This is a genomic window from Maricaulis sp. CAU 1757 (assembly GCF_054482675.1).
In genome coordinates, this window is the sequence record NZ_JBTLRI010000003.1 from 119,386 (window position 1) to 145,003 (window position 25,618).

Sequence of the window (25,618 nt, forward strand, 5' to 3'; positions counted from 1 at the left end):
GATGTTTTTTGACAGCCCCAATGGCGAGCGCTATGCGACTAGTTCTTCTGCTAGAGCGTCTCAGTTATGAATTCCACAGCGACCGAGATTCCCGGTGTCATCGTGTTCGAGCCGGCTCGTTTCGAGGACAGCCGCGGTTATTTCTCCGAGACCTTCAATGCAAGGGTGTTCGAGAAAGCCGGGCTGCCGACCGGGATCGACTTCGTCCAGGACAATCACTCTTACTCCGCCCAGCGCGGTACCATACGCGGTCTGCACTACCAGGCGCCGCCGCAGGCGCAGGCCAAGCTTGTGCGCGTGGTGCGGGGCGCCATCAAGGATGTGGTGGTTGACGTGCGCCGCGGGTCGCCCAGCTACGGGATGCATGTCGGGGTTGAGTTGTCGGCAGACAATGGCCGACAAATCTATGTCCCCGAAGGCTGTCTGCACGGCTTCGTGACCCTGACCGACGATGCGGAAGTCGTTTACAAGGTCAATTCGTACTATTCGAAAGAATGCGAAGGCTGCGTCCTCTGGAATGATCCAGACCTCGGGATTGACTGGGGGGTCGATGCCGGGGAAGCCAGTTTGTCCGCGAAGGACGCTCAGGCGATGCTGTTCAAAGACTTTGCGTCCCCTTTCCACTACCCTTGATTCGCTGATTTCGGAGGCGCATCCATGAAATTGCTTGTTACCGGCGGTGCCGGCTTCATCGGTTCGGCAGTGGTGCGCCGCGCCATATCGGAGCATGGCTTTCAGGTCGTCAATGTCGACAAGCTGACCTATGCGGCAAATCTCGCCAACCTGGCGTCGGTGGAAGCGGATTCGCGCTATTCGTTCGAGCAGGCCGACATCGCCGACGAAGACGCCATGCAGACCATTATTGCCCGGCATGCACCCGATGCGCTGATGCACCTCGCAGCCGAGTCACATGTCGACCGGTCGATCGATGGTCCCGGGGACTTCATACGAACCAATATCAACGGCACGTTCTCGCTGCTTCAGGCATGGCGCGGTTACGTCGACGGCAAGGCGGCTGAGGAGCGCGCGCGCTTCCGGTTTCATCACGTGTCGACGGACGAGGTTTACGGGTCGCTCGGCAAGGTCGGCAAGTTCACCGAGACCACTCCCTACGCTCCTCGCTCTCCCTATTCGTCCAGCAAGGCGTCATCCGACATGCTGGTTCGGGCTTGGGCCGAGACCTACGACTTGCCGGTAGTGATCACCAATTGCTCGAACAATTACGGTCCCTACCAGTTCCCCGAGAAGTTGATTCCGGTGGTTATCCTGAAGTCCCTGGCCAACGAGCCGATCCCGGTTTACGGCCAAGGCGAGAATGTCCGCGACTGGTTGTTCGTCGATGATCATGCTGATGCGCTTTTGACGGTCCTGAAGGGCGGGCGGCTCGGCGAAACCTACAATATCGGGGGAGACAACGAGCTCTCCAACATAGAGCTCGTCCGGGAAATATGCGCCATCATGGACCGCTTGCGACCGTCTGACCGTCCCCGGGCGGAGTTGATCACCCATGTCACTGACCGCCCTGGTCATGATTTCCGGTATGCCATCGATGCCAGCAAGATTCGCGACGAACTGGGCTGGACCCCGAAAGTGCAGGGCTTTGACGGCCTCGAGCAGACCGTGCGTTGGTATCTCGACAACGAAGCTTGGTGGAAGCCGCTCCTGAGCGAGCGTGACGCGACCGCGCGACGCGGGCTCAAGCGGGCCTGATCCGAATGGCCCGGAGCCCCCTAGTCCTGGTCTTCGGCCGAACCGGCCAGGTCGCACGCGAGACGGTTTCGCGGGCCGCGAAGTTCGGCCTCGAGGTGCAGGCCCTGTCCCGTGACGACGTGGACCTGACCGATGTCGAGGCGGTTCGGGCCGCGGTGCTGGGCGCGCCGACCGAGACCGTTGCCGTCTTCAATGCGGCGGCATACACCCAAGTCGATCAGGCGGAAGCCGACGCGGAGGCGGCGCAGCGCGTCAACTCGGACGCGCCGGGTGCCATGGCTGCAGCGTGTGCCAAGCGCGGGGTCGGTTTTATTCACATTTCGACCGATTACGTCTTTGACGGCACACGGGGCGAGCCTTATCGAGAGACTGACCCGGTGGCGCCGCTCGGGGTTTACGGTCGCAGCAAGCTGAGTGGGGAGACAGCGGTCCTGTCGGCTTGCCCCGATGCCCTTGTTCTGCGGACGGCCTGGGTTTTCTCGCGACATGGACGCAACTTCGTAACCACCATGCTCCGACTGGCTCAAAGCCGCAGTGAGCTTCGGGTGGTTGACGATCAGCGAGGCTGTCCCACCCCGGCCGGCTCGATCGCGGACGCAGCCCTGGAGCTGGCGGGGCGGATGGCGGATGGCCAGTCGGTGCCCGGCGGTGTATTCCATTTTGCCGGTGACCAGCCGGTGAGCTGGAAGGAATTCGCCGAAACAATTTTTGACGAGTGGCGAGCTCTGGGGCATGAGGTGCCGACCGTGGCTCCCATAGCCAGCAAGGATTACCCCACTGCGGCCGCGCGTCCGGCCAATTCGGTGCTCAACTGCGAGAAAATCGAACGAGAGCTCGGATTAAGGGCGGCAGCGTGGCGAGAGGCGCTCAAGACGGATCTCCTCTTCCTCGCCAACAACTCAAACTCCGGAGACTAATGGATGACGCGTAAAGGGATTATTCTGGCCGGGGGGAGTGGCACGCGACTGCACCCGATGACGCGAGCCGTGTCAAAGCAATTGCTGCCCGTCTACGACAAGCCGATGATCTACTATCCGTTGTCCTCTCTGATGTGGGCCGGGGTCCGTGAGATCTTGATCATAACCACGCCGGAGCATCGGGTGCTGTTCGAGGAATTGCTGGGAGATGGTTCGGCTTGGGGAATTTCGCTGACCTATGCAGAGCAGCCCAAGCCGGAGGGGCTGGCCCAGGCCTTCCTCATCGGCAAGGATTTCCTCGGCGACGACCCCTGCATCCTGATCCTCGGCGACAACATCTACCACGGACACGGCTTCCAGGAGTTGTGCGAGCAAGCCGATGCGCGGACGACCGGCGCGACCGTTTTTGCCTACGAGGTCGATGACCCGGAGCGGTATGGGGTTGTGGAGTTCGATCGCGACGACAACGTCGTTTCGCTTGAGGAAAAACCGCTCGAGCCCAAGTCGAATTTCGCGGTGACTGGCCTCTACTTCTACGACAACAAGGTTGTGGAGTATGCCGAGCAGGTAAAGCCGTCGCCACGGGGTGAGCTCGAGATCACGGACCTGAACGGGATCTATCTTGAACGGGGTGAGCTGAGTGTCAGCCGCATGGGGCGTGGCTATGCCTGGCTCGATACCGGGACCGTGGAAAGCCTCGTCGACGCAGCGAATTTCGTTCGGGCCATCGAGCATCGGCAAGGGCTCAAGATTGGTTGCCCGGAGGAAGTCGCGTTCACCCAAGGGTGGATTGATGGTCAGCAACTGCGCAATTTATCCGGGCAGCAGGCCAAGTCGGAGTACGGAAAGTACCTGTTGAAGCTCGCTGACAGGGATGCGGCAGGGCGCTGAACGGCGCCGATTGAGAGCGGGCTGACAGTTGCGGGGGGTCATGGGCACAAAGCTTGTTCTCCACATCGGGCGCCACAAGAGTGGCACTTCGAGCATTCAGAAGTTCCTAGCCAAGCACGCGGACCAGCTCTCCGAGCAGGGCGTGCTCTACCCCTTCACGGGGCGTGAGGCCAATGGAGTTGGTCACCACGAGTTATGGTGGGCAGTCAGGCGGGCGCAAACCGATACCACGGCGCTGGCCGCCATGGTCGAGCAGCTCGAGGCCGAAGCTTCGGGGCATGATCTTGTCATCATTTCCAGCGAGGGGTTCCAAAACCTAACCCAGCCCCACGTGCTGAAGAACATCTTCGGACGCTTCGATATCCGGGTTGTCTGCTATTTGCGCGAGTTCGTCGCGTACATGGCGAGCGGATACGCCCAGTATGTCCACCGCAACAACTACTATGTTGATTTCGAGAGTTTCGTGCGCAATCCGGCGTATAATGCCCCGAAGTTCATAGACAAATGGCACTCGTCCGGCCTGCCCGTGGAGTTCGCCCTGTTTGACCGAAGTGCACTCAAGGGCGGCGATGTGATCGAGGACTTCATCGCCCGACTGGGATTGAAGATCACGTCAGGCGGGGATCCGGACGCAAATCCTTCCATCTCCAGGAATCTTTTGTATTTCAAGATTTTGTCTAACATGGCAGGAGTTGATGGCAGGCGCCATTACAACGCCTACCGGAATCTCGCCCGGGAGCATGCGCAGTTCCGCGGAGCCATTCGCATTTCCGAGGATGTGCAGGGCCGGCTCAGGGAGCGCGCGGACAACGCAGCAATCGAACTTGCGGTTGGTCAGCCTCTGCGCTTCAAAGACTACACTGCCGAGCCGGTTTGGCCCGACTTTGAAACCTGGGACGCTGATCTGGCGCTCATCATGCAGAACTCCCGACTTGCCGGGAACAGAGAGCCCTTGAGGCGAATTCTAAAAGGAATCTGAGCCGGCATGCCATCGATGCGCGCGGGCCTGATCATGTGTTGATGCTGGCAGAAAAATCCACACTTTCCCTTCTTGCAACGGGCCTGCTGGACTGGCGCCGGTGGGCCTGGCTGGGCCTGTACGATATTCGTCTGGCCAACCGGCGTTCGCTGCTGGGCATGTGGTGGCCCACCCTGTCACTCGGACTGTTCGCATTCGGCGTGTCCATACTGTTCAGCGAGTTGCTGGGGCGGGAGTTCTCGTTTTTCTTTCCCCACTGTGCCTTCGGTTGGCTGGTCTGGGGCATGATCAACAGCGGCGTAAGTCGCGGTTCGCTCATGTTCATCCAGGGGCGCAACATCCTACAAGAGGCGGTGTTTCCGCCCAATACCCTGATCCTGAGAGAGCTGACGCGCTATGTCGTGCAGTTCTTTCAGAACCTTCTTGTGCCTATTGGCGCGATCCTCCTCGTCGGCCGCGACATCCCGCTGATCGCACCTTTGGCACTGCTTGGACTGGTCCTGAACATCCTGGTTATTCATGGCGCAATGCTGTCGCTGGCTGTCATCTGCGCCCGCATTCGCGACGTGCAGCACCTGGTGGATGCGGGGATGCGGCTGGCATTCTTTCTGACCCCCATCATCTGGGCGCCGGAGTCGGCGACCGAGCGGGGTGCCTTCATCGATTTCAATCCGTTCTACTACATGCTTGAGGTCATCCGCGGCCCCTTTATGAGTGGTGAGGTGCAAGGGTTCCACTTCTTTGTCGTCGCCGGGCTCGCCGTCGTTTCCAACCTTGCCGGGGTGCTGCTGTTCAGCTGGTCGCGCCGCCGCCTGATCTACTGGCTGTGATCGCATGACCGATGTTTCCATCACCACGCGCGGCTTGAGTGTCGCATTTCCGTTGAGCGGAAGCCGCAAGCCAGCGGACGGCGCTGCGATCGACTCCGGCGCGAGCCGGTTTGTGAAGGGGCGGCACGGGCTTTCCCTGATGGCACTGCGGGATCTGGACCTGGATATCGCGGCCGGCGAACGAGTGGGGGTCTGGGGAAAGAACGGGTCCGGAAAGACCACGCTTCTACGCACGCTACGCGGGGTATACCCACCGGTGGAGGGCACCATTCGCGTCCGCGGAGACGTACAGTCGTTCTTCAATATCTCCTTCGGCATGAATGAAGACGCGACCGGCTACGAGAACATACTGATCCGGGGCGTGATGATGGGGGCCTCGCCGGGCGAGATGAGACGGCGGACCGAGGAGATCGCCGCGTTCAGCGAGCTTGGTGAGTTCCTGAATTATCCGGTTCGGCAGTACTCGGCCGGCATGCGTATGCGATTGGCGTTCTCGGTCGCGGCGACTTTGCCGTCGGATATCCTGCTGATGGACGAGTGGTTGTCGGTGGGTGATTTCGACTTCCGCAAGAAGGTTGCGGAACGTCTCCGCGACGTGGTTCGGTCCTCAAAGATCCTGGTCATCGCATCGCACAACCGGCGGATCCTCGAAGCCGTCTGTAATCGATTGATTATTTTAAAGGATGGGCGAATTGAATCGGATCTGAAACTTGGCGAAAGCCAAGGCGAGATCCCATTCTTCAATCCGGCAGCCAATGAGCTGTCGAACGACTGAGTTGGCCCGCCTTCCACTCGTTTGACCGCTTGTTGCCCGGGACGCGACATTGAAGCTTGCTTCTCGACTCTGATCTGTGCTCCATGGCCCCCGGTTTGCAACTCGTGCAAATGGGGGAGTGAGTTTCCTGCGGGCCATGCTCGGTAGAGGCTCCCTGAGGTGGGATCAATACAACTGGCGGGCCCAGTCATGTCGTCGAATACAACTCGTGAAGCAATCGCGGCGGAAAGCAAGGGGAGTCCCGGGACGGCACGGGGGGCAGCCAACGTGCACCTGTCTGCTTCGGAAAAACGCAGCGAAGTGGCAAGGGGAAGCAAGGCGCGGCCCCAACGCAGTGTTGTCCTTATTCTGGGAATGCATCGCTCTGGCACATCTGCAATTACCCGGTTGCTCAATATCTGTGGCCTAGCATTGCCCGATCGCCTCATTGAGGCGCAGGAGGATAACGCCCTTGGGTTTTGGGAGCCCGAGGAAATCGTCAAGGCGCATGATGCCTACCTCGACGGGTTGGGCCTCCAATATGATTCCCTCAAAGTCCTGCCAAGGGGCTTTGAGGCGGATGAAGGTACTCGCGCGCTGATCGCCAAGATCCAGCGAGTGGTCCAAAGCGTGCCCGGACGAAAGCCCGTGGTGTTGAAGGACCCAAGGATTGCGAGGTTGTTGCCGGTCTGGCGCAAGGCGATGGAGGAAATCGGTGTTTCCCTGAAAGTCGTCATCATCGTTCGCAACCCTTTGGAGGTCGCGCGATCGCTAGATCGCAGATCGCAGTTTTCCTACGAAAAGTCGTTCCTGCTCTGGATGATCTACAATCGTGAGCTGGAACTAAACTCACGTGGTTTGTCGCGGGTCTTCGTGACCTACGAGAGCCTGTTGGAGGACTGGAAAGCTCAGGTGCAGCGGATTGCCGCAGCGCTGCGGCTTTCCAGCCTGCGCGTCGACGCAGCTGCCGCAAAGGAGGTCAAGACCTTTCTCCGGCCAGACATGCGGCACCAGCAGGCTACCGATGAAGACCTGGTCGAAGAGCCGCGAGCTTTTTCCTGGGTGCAGTCGTTGTACTGGTCATTTCGGGAGGCCGCTAACGGCGGAACGGAAGTCGATGACTCAGTCGACAAGATATATGCGGATGCAGGGCCCGCAATAGATGTTCTGGGTCAGGTCATCGACGACAAAGACAGTGATGTCTATCAACTGGCGACCAAGCTCAACTCCAAGATCAAGGCGGCCGAAGACAGCGCAGGCGCGAAGGCGTTGGCCGAAGTCACGAAGATGCGTGAGGAGGTGCTGCGGGTCCAGTATGAGCTGCATGAGAAAGAGCTGCAGCGAGAGTTGGCTGTCCTCCGTGACGAGTATGAAGCCCATCTGCAGGCTGCAAGGCAAGAAAAGGATGAGGTTACAAGAAGCTACGAATCCCAAATCGAGTCCGAGCAGGCAGAGCGGGCAAGTGCAGCTCAGGAATATGAGCGTGTTCTAGAGGAATTGCGGGAGGAGAAGGCAACCGCTGCTCGAAATTATGAACAGGCTTTGGAGGAGGTGAGGGCGGAGAAGGCACAAGTCGACGAGGCTCTTCGCAAGGTGATTGTTGCAGAACAGCAGGAGCGGGCCCGTGCGGACGAAGAGGTCCGTCGGAGTGCCGCGTTGCGAGTCTGTCTCGATCAGCAGGAGCAAACATGTCGCGATCTCGAGGCTCGTGTCGCCAAACTGGGTATTGACCTTGATGCCGAGCGGGACCTTGCGAAGCAGCACGCTGCCGAACGCGACCGTGCGGTGGCCGAGGCGAAGCAGCACGCTGCCGAACGCGACCGTGCGGTGGCCGAAGCGAAGCAGCACGCTGCCGAACGCGACCGTGCGGTGGCCGAAGCGAAGCAGCACGCTGCCGAACGAGGCGGTGCGGTGGTCGAGGTGAAGCAGCATGCTGCCGAACGCGACCGTGCGGTGGCCGAGGCGAAGCAGCACGCTGCCGAACGCGACCGTGCGGTGGCCGAGGCGAAGCAGCATGCTGCCGAACGCGACCGCGAAGTGGCCGAGCGACTCGAATGGGAGCGACGAGCAGAATGGCTGGCCGATACAATCCGGTCCGGTCGCGGTTTTGGCTGGAAGCTGCGTAAGAGCCTGATGGGATGGGGCCCGGTCGGACGGTTCCTGGTCCTGGCCAGTGGACTATACAGCCCGGCTCTCTTGGCTCGCCCCGACAAGATGCTTCGATTGTTCCGCCAGAGCGAGGCGATCCGGAAGAGCGCGTTGTTTGACGCACTGGCCTATCTGGAAGGCAACTGGGATGTTCGCGCGGCCGGAGAGGATCCGGTTCTGCATTATATCGCAACTGGCGCAGCGGAGGGACGCAACCCGGGCACCGGATTTGACACCCGGTTCTACCGCGACACCTACGCAGATGTGCGGGCTTCGGGCCTCAACCCGCTCTACCATTATCTGGAGTTCGGACGCGAGGAGGGGCGACTGGCGCTTCCTCCCCAAGCGGAACTTGAATACGATCCTTTGCAAGCGGTGCTGGAGCCGTACGCGGTCCGCCCCGACGATGTTGTGGCGCCGGAAATCCACGCCGGGGAAGCGTTCCTCGATCGCTTCGGCCTGCTTGGTGAGGAGCCAGACTTTGCCGGGGCCGTGTCGGCTCTCAATAGTGATATCCGGAAGCTGAACATCGTCGACGCAGACGCAACCGAGCAGCCGGATGTCAGCATCATCGTACCGGTTTACGGGCAGCTGCCCTACACCCTGAATTGCCTGGACTCGCTGCGGGGGCAGGCCTCCCGATACACCGCGGAAATCATTGTCTACGATGACTGCTCTCCGGACATGCTCACTCGAGAGTTTGTGTCGCAGGTTGAGGGGGTGCGGTTCATACGCGCGTCCGAGAATGGCGGCTTTATACAAGCTTGCAACTCCGCCGCTGAACATGCCCGCGGGCGGTTCCTGATCATGCTCAACAATGACACGCGTGTTGTGCCAGGCTGGCTCGATTCCCTGATCGGCTCATTCGACACATTCCCCAACGCCGGGCTCGTGGGATCCAAGTTGTTCTACCCGGACGGCAGCCTGCAGGAAGCAGGCGGCATCGTTTGGCGCGATGGCTCGGCCTGGAATTACGGTCGCAATGACGATCCCAACAAGCCGGAATATTGTCACGCCCGACAGGCCGATTACTGCTCCGGGGCATCGATCGCCATTCCGGCGGATCTCTGGCGAAATCTGGGTGGGTTCGATGGCAACACCTACGAGCGGGCCTACTACGAAGATACCGACCTCGCGTTCCGAGTGCGCGAGGCCGGCTTCGAGACCTGGTTTCAGGCACTTTCGCGAGTGGTGCATTACGAGGGCAAAACATCCGGGACTGACGAAGCCGCCGGCGAGAAAGCCTACCAAGCCTCCAACCGCGAACGTTTCCTCAAACGGTGGCTAAATACCCTTGGCGATCACCGCGAGAATGGCGAGAAGCCTTGGCGGGAAGCCGTCCGTGCAAACGGGCGAATGGCGCTGCTGCTGGATGCGACGACACCGACGCCAGACAAGGACTCCGGCTCGCTGGATGTCATCAATCTGATCACGATGCTGCGCGAGCTGGGCTATGGTGTCTGCTTCGCACCGGAAGATAACATGTTGTTTTACGGGGAGTATACGCGCCGCCTTCAGGAGGCTGGCGTGCAATGTCTCTATCACCCCTATTGCCTGCCGCTAGAGCCGTTCCTTGAACAGAATGGTCAGGAATTCGACGTCATCGTAGTGCATCGCCTTGAGCCCACACGGCGCTGGTTGGAAAAGCTTCGTCGATACTGCCCGCACGCCAAGATCGTCTACAACACGGTTGACTTGCACCACATCCGCGACCGCCGTGAGGCCGAGCTGAAGAATGACAAGGCGCTGCTGGAGCGCGCGCAGGAAATCGAGAAAGTCGAGTTGGAGCTGATCGAACGCTGTGATGCGACGATCGTGGTCAGCAGTGTCGAGCAAGAGGCACTCAAGCGCATCAATCCCAGATGGAATGTCACCCATCTGCCGCTCATCCGAGAGGTCCCGGGCAGTGACAAGGGCTTCGCTGATCGAGGCGGGATCGTGTTCGTCGGTGGCTTTGCCCACCAACCGAATTCCGACGCGGTCCATTATTTTGCCGAAGAGATCTGGCCTGAAATAAGACGTCGCATGCCTGACTGTACATTCCGCATCATCGGCAGCCGTATGAGCGAAGATATCCGCCAGCTGAAAGAAATCGACGGGATTGAACCGATCGGATTCGTCGAGGACCTGAAGCCGGTTCTCAATAGTGCGAGACTAATGGTCGCGCCCTTGCGTTTCGGCGCTGGCGCGAAGGGCAAGGTGATCTCCAGCCTTTCGCACGGCTTGCCCTGCGTGGCGACCTCCATCGCGGCAGAAGGCATGTTTGCCGGCTCCGATGAGGGCCTGTTCGTGGCTGACGATCCACACCGTTTCGCCGAGCTGGTCGAAGAGCTTTATCATGACGAAGACCGGTGGGCGGCGGCGTCTTCCGCTGCAGTGGCATTTGCCCAGCGGAAGAATTCTCTTCAAGAAGGCCTGCGGATCCTGCGCGAGGATCTCGGAGTCGCCTGAGTGAATTGTGGCAGGTGACTTCTGCCATTACCGAAAGAACGATGGCCGGATCGGCGGTTGATCGTTCGATGACATAATTTCCGGGAAAGGGATTTTGATGCGAGGCAAGGACACGGGTCCAGTGTTTATCGTGGGCTCCTATCGGTCAGGCACCAGTGTCACGACCTGGTGCCTGGGTCAGCATCCGAATATCTGGGTTTTGCCGGAAACCTATTGGCTGGCCGATTTCGCTCGCAGCATCGAGCCCATGTACGAGCATGGTACGGCCCAGCCCGCCGCGCATTTCGCACGTTGCGGTCTGACGCTCGAGGACTTCCAGCATGAGGGGCGCGAATTCGTCAACGCCGTGATCCGGCGTGGCCAGGAGCGCCGCGTGCGGAAGATTCTGACCAACTACCAGAACGGCGGGCAGCAGCCGGACGGGTTGTGGTTGCAACACGCACCCGGCGAACCGAAAGAGCGGTGGGTCGACGGGACACCGGAAAATTCCCACTCCGTTCGTGAACTGCATGCGCTTTTCCCGAACGCCCATTTCATCCACCTCGTTCGCAATCCGCATGAAGTCGTGCGCTCGCTCGGCAAGTTCGAAACGGCGGGCGGCGAAGCGCAGGAAACCAAGGATGCCTACGCCACGTGGACCCGCCTGGTCACGGCGGCCTGGGAGGCCGAACAAGACCTGGGCAGTGATATTGTCCGCCGTTTCTACCATGCCGACCTGGTTGAAAAGCCCAAGGAGACGGTGTCGGCGATGTTGAGTTTTGTCGGTGAACGCTTCCGGTCCAATTGCCTGAAGCCGCTCGGGGAAAAAATAAACTCCTCACGCGTTGACGATGAGCGGATACCGTCGCGAGACTCCCTCGACCCGACCTTGCACACCGATTTCGACCGGGCCGAGGCGCTGTTCGAGGAATTGCGGACCAGCTGAGGGCGATCAGGGGCCGGACGAAAGGGAGCTTAGCCATGTGTGGCATTGTAGGTGTGGCCGGACGAGCCGGGGCATATGCGGTCCTGTTGGAAGGACTGCGTCGGCTTGAATATCGGGGCTATGACAGTGCCGGCATCGCGGTCCTGGACGGAGACGCCAGCGCTGACCGGATTCGCGCGGCCGGCAAGGTGTCTGCGCTGGAGTCGCGCGACCAGGGTGGTCTGTCGGGATCCTGTGGCATTGCTCACACCCGCTGGGCCACGCACGGTGCACCCACCGAGCCCAACGCCCATCCGCACCGGGCCGGCCGGGTCATGTTGGTGCACAATGGTATCATCGAGAATTACAAGGTGTTGCGGGCCGAGCTGGCCGAAGCCGGTCGCGCCTTTGGCAGTGAGACAGACACCGAGGTTGTTGCCCACTTGCTGGACAGTCACCTCGCGGCCGGGCATGACCCGCGCGCCGCGTGGCAAGCCACCCTCGACCGGCTGGAGGGGGCGTTTGCCCTGGCGGCGATAATCGATGGCGAACCGGACCTGGTCCTCGGGGCGCGCCGCGGTGCGCCCCTGGTCGCCGCTCTGGGCAATGGCTGCAACTTCCTGGCGTCTGACATCATGGCGATCTCCGGAGAAGCCTCGCATGTCATCTACCTGGAGGAGGGGGATGGCGTCGTCGTCCGGCCAGGCAGCGTCGACGTTTTTGATGAACACGGTGAGCCTGTCGAGCGCCAGGCGGCGGCCGCTCCGACGTCCGTGGTTTTGGCCGAACGCGGCAATCACCGCCATTTCATGCAGAAGGAAATCTACGAACAGCCGGAAGTCGTCGGGCGCACGCTCAGCGCCTATCTGGACGCTGTGAACGGCCGGGTGAGGCCGCGCGACGGAATCGATTTCTCGGAGGCCAGCCGGCTGATCATCATCGGCTGCGGCACGGCCGCCTTTGCCGGAAATGTGGCGCAATACTGGTTCGAGGCCATGGCCGGTCTGCCGACCCAGGTCGATATCGCCTCGGAATTTCGCTACCGCAATCCGGCCTTCATGAAAGGGGATGTAGCGCTCTTCATCTCGCAGTCCGGTGAAACCGCCGACACGCTTGAAGCCCTGCGCATGTGCAAGCAGGCGGGCCTCACAACTATTGCCCTCGTCAATACCGCGCACTCGACCATGGCGCGCGAGGCCGACCTGGTGGCGCCGACCCTGGCGGGGCCGGAAATCGGGGTGGCTTCGACAAAGGCCTTCACCTGCCAGCTTTCGGCACTCGCCTCGCTGGCGGTGCTTGCCGGGGTGCAGCGCGGACGCATCGACGATGCGCAGCAGGATAGGGAAGTCAGCGGCCTGCTGGCGATACCGGGCCTGATGAGTGCGGCGCTGGCGGTGGAAAAGCCGATTGACCGGCTGGCGCACGAGCTCTCGCATGCCTCGATCGTGCTCTATCTGGGGCGCAACGAGTTTTTCCCATTGGCCCTGGAAGGTGCACTGAAGTTAAAGGAAATCAGTTATATCCACGCCGAGGGATATGCCGCTGGGGAGCTCAAGCACGGCCCGATCGCGCTCATCGAGGACGGCGTCTCGGTCGTCGTGATCGCACCTCATGACCGGCTCTTTTCGAAGACCCGCTCGTCTATCCAGGAAGTGCGTGCGCGCGGCGCCCGGGTGATTGCCATCACCGACCAGACCGGCGCCCGCGAGCTTGAGGGCGAGGCTGAGACGGTTCTGACCCTGCCGGATGTCGAGGGCCTGGCCGCACCTATCGTGGCGGCAGTAGCGGTGCAGTTGCTCGCTTATTACGTCGCCGTGCACAAGGGCACGGACGTTGACCAGCCGCGTAACCTCGCCAAGTCTGTGACCGTAGAATAGCGTAATGTTTCGTGACTTTGTGGCATACGAGGGCGGGGTTATAGGCGCTGCGTAATCCGGGCCGCGCCGCGGCCGCAGCACGCACAGGCGTTTTCCATGGCTGACATGATCCCGTTTATCGACCTGCAAGCCCAGCGGGCCCGTATCAAGGAACGGCTCGACGCCGCCGTCATGAAAGTGCTCGATGAAGGGCGCTACATTCTCGGTCCGGAAGTCAGCGAGCTGGAGACCCGGCTGGCCGATTTCGCTGGTATCGGAAAAGCACTGAGCTGTGCCAACGGGACGGATGCCATCCTGATCCCGCTGATGGCGTGGGACGTAGGCCGCGGCGACGCGGTCTTTGTACCCAGTTTCACCTTTGCCGCCACAGCGGAAGTGGTGGTGCTGGCGGGCGCCTCGCCGGTCTTCGTCGACATCGACCCTGACACTTACAATATGGATCCGGACAGCCTGCGCGCTGCGATCGAGGCTGTGAACGCCGATGGCAAGCTGACGCCGAAAGCCGTGATCGCCGTGGACCTGTTTGGCCAACCGGCCGATTATCCGCGCCTCGAGCCGATCGCTCGCGAGCATGGTCTGAAACTGGTTTCCGACAGCGCCCAGGCGTATGGCTCGACGCTGGACGGCAAGGCCAGCTTGCACTGGGCGGATGCCCTGACGGTCAGTTTCTATCCGGCCAAGCCGCTCGGCGGTTACGGCGATGGCGGCGCTGTACTGTGCAAGGACGACTCGCTGTTCGCCACCATGAAATCGGTGCGCGTGCACGGCGAGGGGCGTGAGCGCTACGAGTATGCGCGCATCGGCCTAAACTCGCGTCTCGACACGCTGCAGGCGGCCATCCTGCTGGCCAAGCTCGAAGTCTTCGCGGAGGAAATCACGGCGCGCCAGCGCGTGGCGGACGCTTATGCCGCCGGCTTTGGCAACGCCGTGAAGACGCCGCACGTGGTCGCCGGCGCCCAGTCGACCTGGGCTCAGTACACGATCGAAGTCGATGATCGCGACGCCTTCCGCGCGCATCTCGCCGAGCACGGCGTGCCGACCGCGATCTACTATCCTATCCCGCTGCACCTGCATGACCCCTACAGCGCATATCCGCTGGCGCCGGGCGGACTGCCAGTGACCGAGGCGGCAGCCGGCCGGGTGGTTTCGCTGCCGATGCATCCGGATATGCCGGATGCCGATATCGAGCGCGTCATTGCGGCGGTGACGTCCTACCGGAACGATTAAGACCTGCAGCGCCAGCCGGGCCGTACAATCGACCGCGTAAACATCGCCGACATGTTGCGCCACAGTGCCGGATGACCTATCAGCACTTCCAGCGTGTCACACAAGCGGTGCGGGGGAGCAGGCATGCTGATTCCCGCCGGTTTGCTGTGCGCTCCGTGACGGGCCTGGCCGCGCCGGTCCGGCTGTCCGGGCGCGGGCCCGGACCGATCAGGTGGCGCGGGTTTTCCCGCCCTCAGACGAGGACTGAACAGGAACATCATGTCAGCGATTCAAGAGTCCGTTTCCAAATACGCGGCGCGTTTCAAAGAGGCCCGTCCGAGGTCACAGCCGCTGTCCGCGCACCTGCGTGCCCTGGAAGCGGAAAGCATGCATATCATGCGCGAAGTGGCATCAGAGTTCGAGCGCCCGGTAATGCTCTACTCGATCGGCAAGGACAGCGCCGTGATGCTGCACCTGGCGCTCAAGGCCTTCTTCCCGTCGCGCCCTCCGTTTCCGCTGCAGCATGTCGACTCGACCTTCAAGTTCAAGGACATGATCAGCTTTCGCGACGCCATCGCGAAGGAGCTGGGCCTCGAAGTCCGGGTTGAGATCAACACGGACGGGGTCAAGCGGGGGATCAACCCCTTCGATCACGGCTCCAGTCTGCACACCCAGGTGATGAAGACCGAGGCCTTGCGCTCTGCGATGACCCGGCACGATTACGATGCGGCCTTTGGCGGCGCCCGCCGCGACGAGGAGAAATCGCGCGCCAAGGAGCGCATCTTTTCCTTCCGTGACGCTAATCACGTCTGGGACCCGAAGAACCAGCGCCCTGAGCTCTGGCGCAATTACAACACCAAGATCCGCAAGGGCGAATCGATCCGCGTCTTTCCGCTCTCCAATTGGACCGAGCTGGATATCTGGCAGTACATTCTGGAAGAAGACATCCCGATCGTGCCGCTCTACTTTGCCGCCCACCGACCGGTGGTCGAGCGCGACGGCCAGCTGATCATGGTCGATGATGAGCGCCTGCCGCTGAAGGAAGGCGAGAAGCCGGACCTGAAAATGGTGCGATTCCGCACGCTGGGCTGCTACCCGCTCACCGGCGCCATCGAGTCCAGTGCCCAGAGCCTCGAGGAGATCGTGCTCGAAATGCTGACAGCTCGGACCTCGGAGCGGTCCGGCCGCCTGATCGATCACGATGAGGCCGGGTCAATGGAGAAGAAGAAGCGCGAGGGGTATTTCTAGTGACCGTGCAAAACACCCGCGCCGATGTCATCGAGCGCCTGACCCAGTCCGGCGGCCAGGGCGTGCTGCGCTTTCTGACCTGCGGTTCCGTCGATGACGGCAAGTCGACCCTGATCGGCCGCCTGCTGTTCGACTCCAAGCTGTTGTTCGAAGACCAGCTCAACGTCCTGGAACGCGACAGCCGCAAGCACGGCACCGCCGGCGACGAGATCGATTTCGCGCTGCTGCTCGACGGGCTGGAAGCGGAGCGCGAGCAGGGCATCACGATCGATGTCGCCTACCGTTTCTTTGCCACCGAGAAACGCAAATTCGTGGTCGCCGACACGCCGGGTCATGAACAGTACACGCGCAACATGGCGACCGGCGCCTCGACTGCCGATGTTGCCGTGATGATGATCGATGCCCGCAAGGGCGTGCTCGTCCAGACGCTGCGTCATACCTACATCGCGCAAATGATGGGCATCCGCCACATCGTGCTGGCGGTCAACAAGATGGACCTGGTCGAACATGGCCGGGGCCGGTTTCACGAGATTGTGGCCCAGTATCTCAAGAGCGCCGACGAGCTCGGCTTCGAGACGATAACGCCCATTCCGATGTCGGCGCGCTACGGGGACAACGTCACCAAGCGATCGGAGACCATGTCCTGGTACACCGGGCCGACCCTGATCGAGCACCTTGAAGGCCTCGATGTCGACTCCGACATCCAGCATGAGCCCTTCCGCATGCCGGTCCAGTGGGTCAACAGACCAAACCTCAATTTCCGAGGTTACTCCGGGACCGTCGTGTCCGGCCGGATCAAGACCGGTGACGCCATCGTCGTGGCCCAGTCAGGCCAGGCGGCGAACGTCGAGCGCATTGTCACAGCCGACGGTGACCAGAATGAAGCCGTGGCTGGTGATGCTGTAACCATCGTGCTCAACCACGAGATAGACATTTCCCGCGGCGACGTGCTGGCGGCTGCCGACCAGCGCCCGGAAGTGACCGACCAGTTCGCTGCCGAGCTGCTGTGGATGCATGAAGAGGACCTGCTGCCGGGCCGGTCCTACCTGCTCAAGATCGGTACCGCGACCACTCCGGCGACGGTGTCCGCGTTGAAGCACCGGGTCGACGTCAACACCTACGAGAAGAAGCCCACCCGGACACTGGAGATGAACGGTATCGGCTTCTGCAACATGTCGACCGCCCGACCGATCGCCTTCGATCCGTATCACAAAATCCGGGACATGGGCGCCTTCATCCTGATCGACCGCTTCACCAACCAGACGGTCGGAGCCGGGATGATCGAGTTCGGCCTGCGCCGCGCCTCCAATATCCATCATCACGCGATGGACGTCTCCAAGGACGACCGGTCCAAGATCAAGAGCCAGAAGCCAGCCGTGTTGTGGTTCACGGGGCTGTCCGGTGCCGGCAAGTCGACGGTGGCCAATCTGGTCGAGCGCAAGCTGGCGCGGGCTGGCCATCACACCTACTCTCTGGACGGTGACAATGTCCGGCACGGCCTCAATCGCGATCTCGGCTTCACCGATGAGGACCGGGTGGAAAACATCCGTCGCATCGGCGAAGTCGGCAAGCTGTTCGTTGACGCCGGCCTTCTGGTGACGTGCTCGTTCATCTCCCCCTTCCGCTCCGAGCGCCGCATGGTGCGCGAGCTGGTCGAGCCGGACGAGTTCATCGAGGTCTTCATTGATACCCCGATCGATGTCTGCATCGCGCGCGACCCGAAGGGCCTGTACAAAAAGGCCCAGGCTGGCGAGATCAAGAATTTCACAGGCTTCGACAGTCCGTATGAAGCGCCGGAGAACCCCGAGTTGCGCATCGATACGACGTCGATCTCGGCCGAGGAAGCGGCCGACAAGGTGATCCAGCACCTGCGTGATACCGGTCGTCTAGGCTAGGTTTTGCGTCACGGACAGAAAAGGCCTCCGGAACCCTGTTTCCGGAGGCCTTTCTTTTGGTCGGTCGCTGTCCGCTTTGTCAGCCGGTGGTTCGGCCCCAGGCGACGAAGGCACCATTGAGGTATTCCACGGCCTCCTTGGCATACAGGAATGGTTCCCCCTCCGGCGTCAACACGGCACCGCCCGCGGCGTTGAGCACGGCATGGCCAGCGCCGGTATCCCACTCCTTGGTGGGGCCGAAGCGCGGATAGACGTCGGCGCTGCCTTCCGCCACCAGGCAGAATTTCAGGGAGGAACCAGCCGACACTCTCTCGGTCACGCCTTGGGCGTCGGCAAATGCCAAGGTCTTCTCGTCAGCGTGCGAACGGCTCATCACTGCGGTCATTCCGGAATCCGGCCGGGAGCGGGTGTGAATAGGCTCTAGCGTGTCTGGCGTGACACTGTTGCCGGCTTTGCAGGCGCCCGCCCAAGCCGAGGTGCCGCCGACAAATATGCGTTCCCGGGCCGGGGCGAAGACGCAGCCGGCTGTCGGCTCGCGGTTCTCGATAAGCGCGATATTGACGGTGAACTCACCATTCTTGTTGATGAACTCCTTGGTGCCGTCGACCGGGTCGACGAGAATGAATGCGGCGCCGGTATCCGGCCGGAAACCAGCGGAGAAGCTTTCCTCGGCGAGCACCGGAATGCCCGGCAGCGATTTGGCAAGTTCGGCCAGAATGATTTCCTCGGCCTGCTCGTCGGCGTCGGTCACCGGGGATTTGTCATCCTTGCCGCGGGTCTCGAAATCGGAGCGGTAGATGTCCATGATCCGGGTGCCCGCGAGGCTGCAGATACGGGCAAATTCGAACGCAATGGCGTCCTTGTCTTCGAGACCTGTCATGACTGCTTACTCGTACTAGAGGTGAAGAAGGGTGAGCACGCTGAGCGCGCCGGTGGAATAGGCGACAAAGACCACACCGCCAAGCTTGAAGAAGTCACCCAGGCTGTAGCGGCCCGGGGTCATCACCATGAGGTGGGTCTGATAACCGAACGGCATAAAGAAGCTGGCACTGGCTCCGAAGGCCGTGGCGAGGGCAAAAGCCTCGCCGGGCAGGCCGAGCTGGGTCGCGGTATGCAGCGCCACTGGCAGGGCGGTGAGGGCAGCGCTGGCATTGGAGAACAACTCGGTCATTGCCCAGGCGAAGAAGAAGATAACGGCAAGGGCGATCACGGGCGGCAGGCCGGTGGTTATATCGGCAATGAAGTCGGCTGCGGCCGCTGCGGCGCCGGAGCGCTCAATCAACAGCGATAGAAGTACCGCGCCCCACAGGATGATCACCAGGTCGAAGGGAAAGCTGCGGCGCACCTCGCGGGGCGTCACCCAATTGGCGGCCACGGCCAGGGCAGCGACGCCGAAGGCGGCGATGTGAAAGGGAATGAGTTGTGTGAGGGCGACGCCGATGAAAACCAGGAATGTCAGGCCCAGAAACCATGCGTCGCGCGGTCTCATCGGGCCTTGGCCGGGATTGTCAATGTCGAGGATGTGAAGATTGGGCCGGACATTGTCACGGGTGGCAAAGTCGGGGCCCGCGGCGAGCACCAGCACGTCACCAGTGCGCAGACGGATGTCACCAAGCTTGCCCGACAGACGCTCCTCGCCGCGCCGGACGGCCATCACCGAGGCGTTGAAACGGGCACGAAAACGCGCCTCTCGGAGGGTCCTGCCGACCAGCAGGCTCTGGCCGCTGATGACCGCGTGGTAGAGCTCGCCTGGTGTACGGGTCTGCAGCCGCGGATCGAGGTCGAGACCGGCAATGCCGCGCAGCTCGTCGAGCTGGTTGACGTCGCCGACGAGGATCAGCCGGTCGTTCTCCTGGACCACGAATCCGGGGTGAACGGGCGTGATGACGCGGTCGCCCCGAATGATCTCTGCCAGGAAGAAGCTGTGCAGGCGCCGCAGATGGGCGTCTGCCACGCTCTGACCGATCAGGCTGGAGCCGGCCGTGATGCGTGCCTCGATATGGAAGATGTCGCCATTGTCTTGATCACTGTCTTCGGGCTGGCGCAGCAGGATTGGGGCGAGAATGACGAGCGTGACCAGAACGCCCAGCGCGACGGCGAGGCCCGGCAGGGCGAAATCGAGCACTCCAAGTTGGATGCCCTGGCGGGCGGCCTCACCGGTGACCATCAAGCTGGCCGAGGTACCGAAGGGGGTCAGCATGCCGCCAGCCAGGGCAATATAGGACAGCGGCAGGAGCAGGAGGTGCGGGCTCAGGTCGGGACGGCGTGCGGCCGGGCCCAGCAATGATGCGACGACGGCCGTGTTCGGGGTTACCGAGGAAGCCAAGGTGGCGGCGCCCAGAAAGCGCGCCAGCTGGCGCCGCGGCGACCCGCGACGATGGCCAAAGAACGCACTTCCGAGGCCGGGAAAGCGCGACAGGGCGGAGGCGATGATGACCAGGCTGGTAACGGCGATTATGGCCGGGGTGGTAATGCGCTCGACCGACTCCTCGAATCCGATGCGCCCGGTGGCAATAACGGCGAAAATGAAAGCGGCAAAGGCCCGGGCCGTGGATACCCGCCCAGAGACCAATGCGGCCGCCAGGCCGAGCACCAGGGCGGCGTCCAGTATCATGTCTCCCACACCATCCCCCGACGCCGGTAGTGGTCTTTCCGACGGCCCGCCCGCCCCGTCCAATGGCCAAGACGGTCGCGAAGCGCCCCTGAATTGGCTAGACAGGAGGCAGGGCCGCGCCAGTCGCTTACATCGCACACGTTGCGGCGGGCCAAAAGTCAAACACTCAGGAGTCCCGCGTGCGCCCAGTCGCAGACATCTCGGTCCTCATTGTCGCCTATCGGAGTCGTGCCACCATCCAGCGCTGTCTCGACGCGCTGGCGGCACAGACCGTGGCGCCGCGAGAGGTCTTCCTGCTGGAAAACGGTTCGCCGACGGGCGAGACGGTCGATCTGGAGGGGCTGCCCGACTGGATTACGCCAGTTTCCAGTGATGAGAACCTGGGGTTTGCGGGTGGCAATAATCGGCTCGCCGAGCGCGCCGCCGGACGCTGGCTGGCCTTGCTGAACCCTGATGCCTATCCGCATGCTGACTGGATCGAGGCGCTAGACGCGGCGACGCGGCGTTACCCGGATTTCGCCCTGTTCGGCTCAACGCAGTATCAGGCTGACCAGCCGGGTCTGCTGGACGGGTCCGGTGACGTTTATCACGCCGTCGGCCTGGCCTACCGCTCCTGCTACATGCGCCCGGTGTCGATGCTTCCGCCGGAAGGTGAAGTGTTTGGGCCGTGCGCCGCGGCTGCGCTGATCCGGCGTGACGTGTTCGAGGCGCTGGGGGGATTCGACGAGAGTTTCTTCTGCTACAACGAGGATGTCGATCTGGCCGTGCGGGCGCGCCTGGCAGGGCACCGGGCGATCCAGCTGCGCGGTGCGAAGGTCGATCATACCGGTTATGGCTCGTCGGGACGACGTTCGGACTTTGCGACCTATTACGGCGTTCGCAACCGCCTTTGGGTGTTCCTCAAGACCATGCCGGGCTGGCTGCTCTGGCTTCTTGCGCCGGTGCACGCGTTGGCGACTGCGCTTCTAGGCCTGGCGGCGTTCAAGCACGGTCAGGCGCGGGTGTATGCCCGGGCCATTCGCGACGGGTTGAAGGCGTGGCCGCGGATCATGCAGGCCCGGCGCAAGCTGCAGGCCGAGCGGGTTGTGCGTCCCAGTGCCTATGCGCGCATGATGTGCTGGAACTCTCGTGCCCTGCTCACCCGCGAACCCGATATCCGTCCGGTGAAGCCGGGCGCGGTCAGCACTCAAGAGGTTCGAGCGCAGTAATTTCAATGCTCTGTATGTCGGCCCTGTTCTGACCGGAGCGCCAGTCCGGCCACACGCCGATATAGCCGTAATCCCAGGCGCAGCTCGGCGCCGCGACATCCTTGTCATAGGCTTCGAACTCTCCGCTGATCTCGCGGCGGTCCCAGGCGTCCTGGCCGATGCCGGGAACGAAAAAGGCGATGCGGACACCGTCTGCGGCGTTTTCATCCGGCTGGCGCATGACTACGCGGATATCGACCCGGTGGCCCTGAAGGGCCCGCAGCTCTTCCGGAGCGAGAGTGTAAAAGGCGCCGGCCGACTGGATGCCGTCGAATGGACCGCGTTCAGCTGTGATGCGGACGAAATCACGCTCGTTCTGGCTCAAAAATTCCGCGCTCAGCCCATTGCCCAAGGTGATCTGTGCGAGGTCGGGCCCCGAATAACTGACTCCCTCGGCGAAGATCTCGGCGGTCGAACGCTGGTTGGATTCGCCGAAACTCAGCGCGCCAAGCACCATGCCGGCTGCAAGCGCGGCGGCGACGGGAAAGAAAGCCCAGTCAGGGAGGCTGATCATGCGATTGTCCGTTCGGTTCGGCGCGCTTGGAGGCACCCTGCCTGTTTGGCCTGCCCGATCCGGCAGGTCAATTCCCGCCCATGCTGCTCGCGGCGCTGGCCAGAGACTCAATTCCGCCCTTATTGGCGCTTTCAATCCCCAGCAGAGTCAACGCCTCGGGGCGCCCAGTTGAGGAATGACTTGAACTTTGTCGCGACGCAGTGGATTCTTGACGTATGAACGTGCGACCTGATGCCAAGGCGGACCCGCTGGTTGCCGCCGTCGCCCGCCTCGACGGCGCCATGGGGCGTGTCGAACAGGTGGCCCGGCGAATGCGCCAGCGAGTGGCCCGGGCCGAGGCGCAAGCCGAGCAGTCCCGGGATGCCGATGGCGACCGCGCCCGGCTGGCCGAGGAGCTCGATATTGCCCGTGGCCGGGAGGCTGCGCTGCAGGACGCCGTTCAGGCGGCCTCGGATGCCCTGGACGGGGCCATCGAGGAATTGCGCGAACTGGCCCGCGAGGAGGAGTGACCCATGTCGAAAGTGACCGTCACCCTGAATGGCCGCGATTTCACCATTGGCTGTGAGAGCGGTCAGGAAGCCTATCTGAAGGAACTGGCCGGTGAGCTGGACCGCAAGGTCTCGGCCATCGCCGGAGATGTCGGCCAGATCGGAGATTTGCGTCTTCTTCTGATGGCTTCGCTTCTTCTGGTCGATGACAACAAGGACGCGGTTCGGCGCATTGCCGAGCTCGAGGAGCAGGTCGAACGCCTGCGCCATGAGCGCCATGGAGCGGCCAGCCTGCAGGCCGAGGAGCGCGGCAGGATTGCTCGCCAGCTGATTAGTCTGGCGGAGCGCCTGGAAGGCTTTGCCGGAGACCTGGAGGGACCGGATCCGGACGGCGCCGAGACGGTCGGGGCGGAGACAAAATCACTGTTTGCAGAAGCGCGCGCTTGAGCTTGTGGGCCAGACACGCCACATACACTCTTGGCGGTTATCTGCAGCGCGCGACAGGGGCGTCTATCCCGCGGACCGTACACCTCCACGAGGGAGCTGCCTCTGTTTGGGACCGTGGTCCCTTATACGCGGCGCCCACCTGAATTGTCGGGTCAGTGGGGATTTACACGCCCCATCGGCGCAGGCGGAGCCGCCACATGTCCATTGAGGGCCGCAAACAGAGCCTGAGATCGCAGCTGCTCAAGCGGCGGCGGCAGGCCGAGCTGGATAATCCCGGCGCGGCTCTGGCGGCCATGGACCGCTTTCCGGCGCGCTTTCGTCCGCAGCCGGGTGGTGTGATTGCCGGCTACCGGCCTCTGGGCAGCGAAATCGATCCTACTCCATTGATGCAATTGCTCGCCGCCAACGGGCTGCGCCTCGCGCTGCCCGTCGTGGTGGCCGAGGACCAGCCGTTGGAATTTCGTGCCTGGGACGGGCATGGCGCGCTCGAAGAAGGGCCGTTCGGCATAGAGGTACCCGGGCCCGACGCCGAGGTGCTGGTGCCCGATCTTCTGCTGGTGCCCCTGCTGGCCGTCGACGAGACAGGCATGCGCATGGGCTATGGCAAGGGGTTCTATGACCGTACGCTGGCAGCGCTCAGGGCATCTGGCCCGATCAAGGCGGTCGGCATGGCCTTCGACCAGCAGATCATAAAGCACGTGCCGCGCGCCGCGCATGACCAACCGCTCGATGCGCTGCTGACGCCGACGGGATGCCGTGAGTTTCGACACGCGGTGTCCGGCAAAGCAGCTCGCTGATCAGTCCGCCGCGCTATGGCTCTCTCAGGTCGTAGGACGCAGCGCCTGTCCGCGATATCTCCTCTGCGTAGGCTACGAAGTCCGGTGGCAGCCCCTCCTTACCGAAGCTCTCCCATACGAGTCTGCCTCCATCGCTGGCCAGAACGAACACCAGATCTTGTCGGACGGCATGCCACTGGCTGTCCGGCAGAAGACCGTCCTGATGCAGCTCGTACATGACGCTGTAAATGTGCAGGAAATGCCCTGTCAGGATCAAGAACTGCATGCGTTCGTCGGCATCCAGATCCGCGTGATGGGAGATGCCACGACGAAACATAGACGCGTTGGCTTTGTCGCCGGCCGTAAGGGCGTGCAGCTGGCCGGTGGCCTCGACGAACTGGTAGCGCGCCGCGGCCCGCAACTGCTTGGTGTTCTGACGCACCTGAAGGGCCAGGTAGAGCAGGGTCGGGCCGATCAGCACCACGGCCAGGATTTGTGATATCAGATAGGCGTCATTCAGTGTCATCAAGGTGTCCCCCCGGGCCACCCTAGCGGGTCGAGCCGCAGCCCTGCCAGCCCAAAACAAGCAAGAGGGACCGCCGGAGCCATCCGCGATGCCGCTGCGCGTCCGACTTTAGCGGCCTTGCAGAATTCCGGGTTGCCTGTTCAGGACCCTGAAGGCCAGGGCGACGAGTTCAAGAGCGGCGTTTTCATCGACCTCAAAAAGATCGCTGACGCTCAGTCGGGCCTCGCTCGTTTGCGGCGGGACTTCGGTCGATGAGCTTGGGGGCGAAGGTCCGTCCCAACCGCGCGAGTGGAGCCAGTCGAAATGTCCCGCGTTTACCGAGGTCACGGTTTCGGCAGCCTCCGGCCGAAGCGCAATGCGGTCTGTTAATCCCATCTTCTGGGAGACGAGTTGGACAACCCGCCACAGCCGTTCCGTTTCATCGGCCCGAAAACGCCATTCGGCAGGAATTCGTGACTCGGTCCGGTGGATGATCTCGAGCGCCATCAACGCTTCTGCGGACAGTGACTCATTGCTGCGATTAGACGGCAATTCCGGCGGGGTCTGCAGCCCGAGGGAATCTGCCATGACCTTTGCGAATTCGCCGGCAGGATCACGCTCCTCCGCAAGAACGGTATCGAATGATCGGATGATCGCCGGGGTGCCAAAAGCGTCTTCGAACGCCTCCACCATTGGCCTGACGCGAAGGTCGTAAGCGGACGGCGCGATGAGCGGCCAGTAGCGTTTCGCGTATTCCTGCATGAGTGAGGCATAGTGCGCGGCTGCATTTCGGACCCAAAGCAGGATGCGGACGTCATCGCCGACCGGCGCCAGAAAGTCGCGCAGTTGGCCGATGCCGTCGAACGGGCGATTGGATGTATCGAGCAGAAAGGCGTCGGTGATCTCTTCGCAGGACAGGACGACATGACCGGAGTGGCCGGATATCTGCTCGTGCAGAGCCGATCGCGCGACTGTCAGATCTTTTCCGGCAGTATGGCGCATGTTTCCGAAGAACGTTCCCAGACTGCGCTGCTTGAAGTCATTCTGGACAACCGGGTAGAGCACGCCGGTCGCTTCCAGCTGGGCGCGCTTGGCATTGAGCGCGAGCTGGATACTTGTCGTGCCCGTTTTCGGATAACCGATGTGAAGCAAAACCGTCATGACAGCGACCGAGCCTAGCGGTCTCGCTCTGGTGCACAAGCCTGGGGGGCAGGCTT

General features: G+C 62.1%; 22 protein-coding genes and 1 other RNA gene. 18 read left to right on the forward strand and 5 right to left on the reverse strand.

What is annotated here, in order from left to right; translation table 11 throughout:
• The first annotated feature begins 66 nt into the window (after window positions 1-66).
• From rfbC to cysN, 13 genes are all read left to right on the forward strand, one after another.
• Window positions 67-633: a dTDP-4-dehydrorhamnose 3,5-epimerase gene (gene rfbC / locus ACXYMR_RS09585; RefSeq protein WP_458942638.1), complete on the forward strand. Its 567-nt coding sequence runs from the start codon at window positions 67-69 to the stop codon at window positions 631-633.
• A 24-nt stretch (window positions 634-657) separates the two neighbouring features.
• Entirely contained in the window at window positions 658-1,710 is a 1,053-nt protein-coding gene (rfbB, locus tag ACXYMR_RS09590) for a dTDP-glucose 4,6-dehydratase (RefSeq protein WP_458942639.1), read from the forward strand.
• Between the two features lie 5 nt (window positions 1,711-1,715).
• Entirely contained in the window at window positions 1,716-2,627 is a 912-nt protein-coding gene (rfbD, locus tag ACXYMR_RS09595) for a dTDP-4-dehydrorhamnose reductase (protein WP_458942640.1), read from the forward strand.
• Between the two features lie 3 nt (window positions 2,628-2,630).
• Window positions 2,631-3,518 carry a glucose-1-phosphate thymidylyltransferase RfbA gene (rfbA, locus tag ACXYMR_RS09600; protein ID WP_458942641.1) on the forward strand — a complete coding sequence of 296 codons (888 nt, stop codon included), beginning with the start codon at window positions 2,631-2,633 and terminating at the stop codon, window positions 3,516-3,518.
• A 40-nt stretch (window positions 3,519-3,558) separates the two neighbouring features.
• Complete coding sequence (locus tag ACXYMR_RS09605; RefSeq protein WP_458942642.1) at window positions 3,559-4,497, forward strand: hypothetical protein; 939 nt, start codon at window positions 3,559-3,561, stop codon at window positions 4,495-4,497.
• A 41-nt stretch (window positions 4,498-4,538) separates the two neighbouring features.
• On the forward strand, window positions 4,539-5,327 hold the full coding sequence (locus ACXYMR_RS09610; RefSeq protein WP_458942906.1) for an ABC transporter permease: 789 nt from the start codon (window positions 4,539-4,541) through the stop codon (window positions 5,325-5,327).
• Window positions 5,328-5,331: 4 nt separating this feature from the next.
• Window positions 5,332-6,102 carry an ABC transporter ATP-binding protein gene (locus ACXYMR_RS09615; protein WP_458942643.1) on the forward strand — a complete coding sequence of 257 codons (771 nt, stop codon included), beginning with the start codon at window positions 5,332-5,334 and terminating at the stop codon, window positions 6,100-6,102.
• A gap of 189 nt (window positions 6,103-6,291) precedes the next feature.
• Window positions 6,292-10,680, forward strand: coding sequence for a glycosyltransferase (locus ACXYMR_RS09620; RefSeq protein WP_458942644.1), 4,389 nt, complete (start codon window positions 6,292-6,294; stop codon window positions 10,678-10,680).
• A gap of 121 nt (window positions 10,681-10,801) precedes the next feature.
• Window positions 10,802-11,605, forward strand: coding sequence for a sulfotransferase family protein (locus tag ACXYMR_RS09625; protein ID WP_458942645.1), 804 nt, complete (start codon window positions 10,802-10,804; stop codon window positions 11,603-11,605).
• 35 nt (window positions 11,606-11,640) lie between these two features.
• The gene (glmS, locus tag ACXYMR_RS09630) at window positions 11,641-13,461 is read left to right on the forward strand and encodes a glutamine--fructose-6-phosphate transaminase (isomerizing) (protein ID WP_458942646.1); all 1,821 of its coding nucleotides are present in this window, start codon (window positions 11,641-11,643) and stop codon (window positions 13,459-13,461) included.
• Between the two features lie 96 nt (window positions 13,462-13,557).
• Window positions 13,558-14,688, forward strand: a complete 1,131-nt coding sequence (locus ACXYMR_RS09635; RefSeq protein WP_458942647.1) for a DegT/DnrJ/EryC1/StrS family aminotransferase — start codon at window positions 13,558-13,560, stop codon at window positions 14,686-14,688.
• A gap of 258 nt (window positions 14,689-14,946) precedes the next feature.
• The gene (cysD, locus tag ACXYMR_RS09640) at window positions 14,947-15,915 is read left to right on the forward strand and encodes a sulfate adenylyltransferase subunit CysD (RefSeq protein ID WP_458942648.1); all 969 of its coding nucleotides are present in this window, start codon (window positions 14,947-14,949) and stop codon (window positions 15,913-15,915) included.
• Window positions 15,915-17,810, forward strand: coding sequence for a sulfate adenylyltransferase subunit CysN (gene cysN, locus ACXYMR_RS09645; protein ID WP_458942649.1), 1,896 nt, complete (start codon window positions 15,915-15,917; stop codon window positions 17,808-17,810). The genes cysD and cysN overlap by 1 nt, the downstream gene beginning before the upstream one ends.
• Before the next feature lie 79 nt (window positions 17,811-17,889).
• On the opposite strand, the gene cysQ is transcribed toward cysN, so the two are convergent.
• On the reverse strand, window positions 17,890-18,690 hold the full coding sequence (gene cysQ / locus ACXYMR_RS09650) for a 3'(2'),5'-bisphosphate nucleotidase CysQ (protein ID WP_458942650.1): 801 nt from the start codon (window positions 18,688-18,690) through the stop codon (window positions 17,890-17,892).
• Window positions 18,691-18,705: 15 nt separating this feature from the next.
• Complete coding sequence (locus tag ACXYMR_RS09655) at window positions 18,706-20,424, reverse strand: SLC13 family permease (protein WP_458942651.1); 1,719 nt, start codon at window positions 20,422-20,424, stop codon at window positions 18,706-18,708.
• Between the two features lie 179 nt (window positions 20,425-20,603).
• Here ACXYMR_RS09655 and ACXYMR_RS09660 point away from each other — a divergent pair, with 179 nt between their 5' ends.
• A complete protein-coding gene (locus ACXYMR_RS09660; protein WP_458942652.1) occupies window positions 20,604-21,632 on the forward strand; it encodes a glycosyltransferase family 2 protein in 1,029 nt (342 codons plus the stop codon).
• On the opposite strand, the gene ACXYMR_RS09665 is transcribed toward ACXYMR_RS09660, so the two are convergent.
• Window positions 21,604-22,185 (reverse strand): hypothetical protein, encoded by a 582-nt coding sequence (locus ACXYMR_RS09665; protein WP_458942653.1) that lies wholly within the window; start codon window positions 22,183-22,185, stop codon window positions 21,604-21,606. The genes ACXYMR_RS09660 and ACXYMR_RS09665 overlap by 29 nt on opposite strands.
• A 215-nt stretch (window positions 22,186-22,400) precedes the next feature.
• Between ACXYMR_RS09665 and ACXYMR_RS09670 the strand changes: the two genes are divergently transcribed.
• The 4 genes from ACXYMR_RS09670 to ACXYMR_RS09685 all read left to right on the forward strand — a co-directional run bounded on the left by ACXYMR_RS09670 (window position 22,401) and on the right by ACXYMR_RS09685 (window position 23,917).
• Entirely contained in the window at window positions 22,401-22,694 is a 294-nt protein-coding gene (locus ACXYMR_RS09670; protein ID WP_458942654.1) for a DUF4164 family protein, read from the forward strand.
• A 3-nt stretch (window positions 22,695-22,697) separates the two neighbouring features.
• The gene (locus ACXYMR_RS09675; RefSeq protein WP_458942655.1) at window positions 22,698-23,120 is read left to right on the forward strand and encodes a cell division protein ZapA; all 423 of its coding nucleotides are present in this window, start codon (window positions 22,698-22,700) and stop codon (window positions 23,118-23,120) included.
• Window positions 23,121-23,155: 35 nt separating this feature from the next.
• Window positions 23,156-23,315: non-coding RNA, 6S RNA (gene ssrS, locus ACXYMR_RS09680), on the forward strand.
• 2 nt (window positions 23,316-23,317) lie between these two features.
• Window positions 23,318-23,917: a 5-formyltetrahydrofolate cyclo-ligase gene (locus tag ACXYMR_RS09685; protein WP_458942656.1), complete on the forward strand. Its 600-nt coding sequence runs from the start codon at window positions 23,318-23,320 to the stop codon at window positions 23,915-23,917.
• Between the two features lie 13 nt (window positions 23,918-23,930).
• On the opposite strand, the gene ACXYMR_RS09690 is transcribed toward ACXYMR_RS09685, so the two are convergent.
• Both ACXYMR_RS09690 and ACXYMR_RS09695 read right to left on the reverse strand, forming a co-directional pair.
• The gene (locus ACXYMR_RS09690) at window positions 23,931-24,422 is read right to left on the reverse strand and encodes a hypothetical protein (RefSeq protein WP_458942657.1); all 492 of its coding nucleotides are present in this window, start codon (window positions 24,420-24,422) and stop codon (window positions 23,931-23,933) included.
• A 108-nt stretch (window positions 24,423-24,530) separates the two neighbouring features.
• On the reverse strand, window positions 24,531-25,562 hold the full coding sequence (locus ACXYMR_RS09695) for a hypothetical protein (protein WP_458942658.1): 1,032 nt from the start codon (window positions 25,560-25,562) through the stop codon (window positions 24,531-24,533).
• Between the last annotated feature and the right edge of the window lie 56 nt (window positions 25,563-25,618).